2 protein-coding genes are annotated in these 3,103 nt (G+C 52.5%); both read left to right on the top strand.

Annotated features, from left to right (window positions below; genetic code table 11):
* Positions 1–356: 356 nt before the first annotated feature.
* Positions 357–680: a hypothetical protein gene (locus HQL52_20230; protein MBF0371769.1), complete on the top strand. Its 324-nt coding sequence runs from the start codon at positions 357–359 to the stop codon at positions 678–680.
* Between the two features lie 196 nt (positions 681–876).
* Positions 877–2,733, top strand: coding sequence for a tRNA uridine-5-carboxymethylaminomethyl(34) synthesis enzyme MnmG (gene mnmG, locus HQL52_20225; GenBank protein MBF0371768.1), 1,857 nt, complete (start codon positions 877–879; stop codon positions 2,731–2,733).
* The last annotated feature ends 370 nt before the right edge of the window (positions 2,734–3,103 follow it).

Genomic DNA, 3,103 nt, shown 5'->3' with positions numbered 1-3,103 from the left:
TTGCCCCGCCTGGAGATCCCCCGCACCCTGGCCCCCACCCACCGCTCCCCAAGTACCCCCTCCGGCACCGGCCAGGAGCACCGATCACGGGTCGTCGCCCTGCAGCTATTTTCACTCCAGAGAGCCACCCCAAGGGCGCCACCACTCAGGAGCCACAGCATCCGCCACGATCCCCCTCCAAGGCCTCTGCAAGGGCTTTAAATGATATCGAGCCCCCTATCTTCCCAGCTCCTGAAAGTCCTGACAGAGAGGCTCTGAGAGGGCATTTAAACCCATCGCCCTCCCCTGTGAATGAGACCGCTGAAATTGAAACACAGAGCCCCCCCTCCTCCGCCCCCCATCCCTTGCCAGACCCCTTGAAAGCCGTTCCCAGTGTCGTCATCTCCTGCCAACAGGATCAAGGCATCGATTCCCTGCTCCAACGGATCTGTGGCCTCTTTCAGGAAGTGCATGGGGATGGGGAAGGGGCTATCGTGATGGTAGCGCGGCAACGTGAAATTTTACAAAAAGTCAATCAGGAACTGGATAGCTGCTCGCGACTCATAAAACTAAATAATGATGTAGAAATTTCCGTGATACCTCTTCGTGCCGCACTCAGCCATTTGGGCGAACTGACCGGCGAGGTGACCCAAGAGGATTTGCTGGATGCACTTTTCAGCAATTTTTGTATCGGCAAGTGAAATTGTTTCACGTGAAACCTGTTTCTGTGGCGAAATATGCGTATAACACCCCCTCACACCCTCTTTTTTTGCGCCTGTCAGCTGGACAGAACCACCAAAACAGGATCATAAATGGCTTAAAATCAGGTTTTTTGCTTGTTTTTAGACCATCGACAAAAAGGCCGGTTTGGGGCCTCATAATAGGTGAATTGCACTTATGGCTAGGGATCAGTTCAAATACGATGTCATCGTCGTCGGAGCGGGCCATGCCGGTTGTGAGGCTGCTCATGCTTCGGCAAGACTCGGAGCCAAGACGCTGCTGCTGACCATGAACCTGGATACCGTGGGTCAGATGTCCTGCAACCCGGCCATTGGGGGTTTGGGCAAAGGTCATCTAGTGCGTGAGATTGATGCGATGGGTGGCATCATGGGATTGCTCACCGATGAAACTGGGATTCAATTTCGATTGTTGAATCGCCGCAAGGGTCCGGCTGTGAGAGGACCTAGAGCCCAAATCGACAAACGCGCCTATCGCAAGGTGATGACCCGGGTGTTGCAACAAACACCGAACCTGCAACTGCGCCAAGCCGAAGCGGTCTCCCTGATCCTCGATGGGCAAAGAGTCCTGGGCGTTACCACCAACTGGGGAGAGCGTTATACCGCCCAGGCGGTCATTCTCACCACGGGGACTTTTTTAAAGGGGCTGGCGCATATTGGTGAGAACACTTTCAAAGCTGGACGCTTGGGGGACCCCCCAAGCGAAGGGATTTCAGGATCGCTGTTGCAATTGGGCCTCTCACTTGATCGGATGAAAACCGGCACCCCACCACGGCTGGATGGCAAGACCATCGATTGGAATGTACTCACACCCCAACCTGGGGATACCCCCCCCCCCCCCCTTTCATTTTTAACCAAAACCATCGAACGTCCTCAGGTACCCTGCCATATCGCTCATACCCACAAAGGCACCCACCAACTGATTCGAGATAATTTGGATCGTGCCCCTCTCTATAGCGGACAAATTCAATCCATCGGTCCACGCTATTGCCCCTCCATTGAAGACAAGGTGGTTCGGTTTGAAGAGAGGGAGAGTCACCAAATATTTTTGGAACCGGAAGGAATCGATAATCAGGAAATCTATCCCAACGGTATTTCCACCAGCCTTCCCATCGATATTCAGTGGCAGTTTCTTCGCTCCATTGAAGGGTTGGAGAATGTCGAAATTTTACGCCCCGGCTACGCCATCGAATATGACATGGTGGATCCCAGAGAGTTGGACCAAACTCTGGCTGTTAAAAAATCAGAAGGACTTTTTTTGGCCGGGCAGATCAACGGCACCACAGGTTATGAGGAAGCTGCCGGTCAGGGAATGATTGCCGGAATTAATGCGGCACTTTTATCTCAAGAAAAAAATCCGGTTCAATTTGATCGAACCAATAGTTACCTCGGCGTCATGGTCGATGATCTGGTCACGCGGGGTGTGGATGAACCCTATCGCATGTTTACCTCCCGGGCGGAGTTTCGACTCTTGCTGCGAGCGGATAATGCTGATTTCCGCTTAACACCAATAGGTAGAGAAATTGGTTTGGTGGATGACCTTCGCTGGCAAACCTATTCCAAGCGCAAAGAACGCTTACAGACGGCTCGGGAAAAATTGAACGCGGTAAAAATAGCCCCCTCCGAACTTGGCCTGAAAGATGGGGGAGGGGGGCGCAAACGTGGTTGGGAAATGTTAAAGAGAGAGGATGTCTCTTTTAAGGATGTCGCTCGCTTGGCCGGGTTTGATCCTGAGGCGTATGGCATCGTCGAAGAGTTGGAAGTGGAAGCCCGCTACCAGGGCTATCTGGGCAAGCAGTTGGAAGAGGTGAAGAGAGTCCGAGAGGGGGAGGGGATCATCATCCCCAAGGAGATCGATTGGAATTTAGTGCATGGCCTCTCCATCGAGATTCGACAAAAGCTCACCCGGGTCCAACCAAAAACGATCGGTCAAGCCTACCGTATTCCCGGCATCACCCCAGCAGCCATTTCGGCTCTTTTGGTTTTCTTGAAAAAAGGCAACCGCAAGCCGTCTTGACATCGCCAAATCCTGTTCTCCAGCCTCCTGATTCAACCTTATGGCACATCATGGTTGCTTTGATGAAAAGGCAAAAACAAAATCAAGACCTTGGAGCTGCGCCCCAAACCCGCTGGAGATGGTAAGACAGGATCAAAAGATAAACCGTGGGCGCTGCCCACACCCGGCAGGGTAATAATTACCCTGCACCCGTGGAAATAAAGTCTAGATCAAAATCTGGATAGATGCGCCATTTTGATTTGGAAACACTCCATCAGGGCTCTTGCCATAACCCAGCATTAAAATAACCGACCTGAAAGCCAACCATGTCCAACACCTCAGCGAGCTGCTTTTCCAGGTCAACGATGGATGGATCCCGCACCGCCCCCTT

It is taken from the genome of Magnetococcales bacterium (assembly GCA_015232395.1).
GTDB lineage: Bacteria > Pseudomonadota > Magnetococcia > Magnetococcales > JADFZT01 > JADFZT01.
The sequence above is the reverse complement of the archived record's forward strand: the minus strand, read 5'-3'. Positions and strand labels throughout refer to the sequence as shown.

Excerpts from the sequence above, each read along its gene's own strand:
- mnmG (MBF0371768.1), top strand. The coding sequence starts at position 877 with ATGGCTAGGGATCAGTTCAAATACGATGTCATCGTCGTCGGAGCGGGC.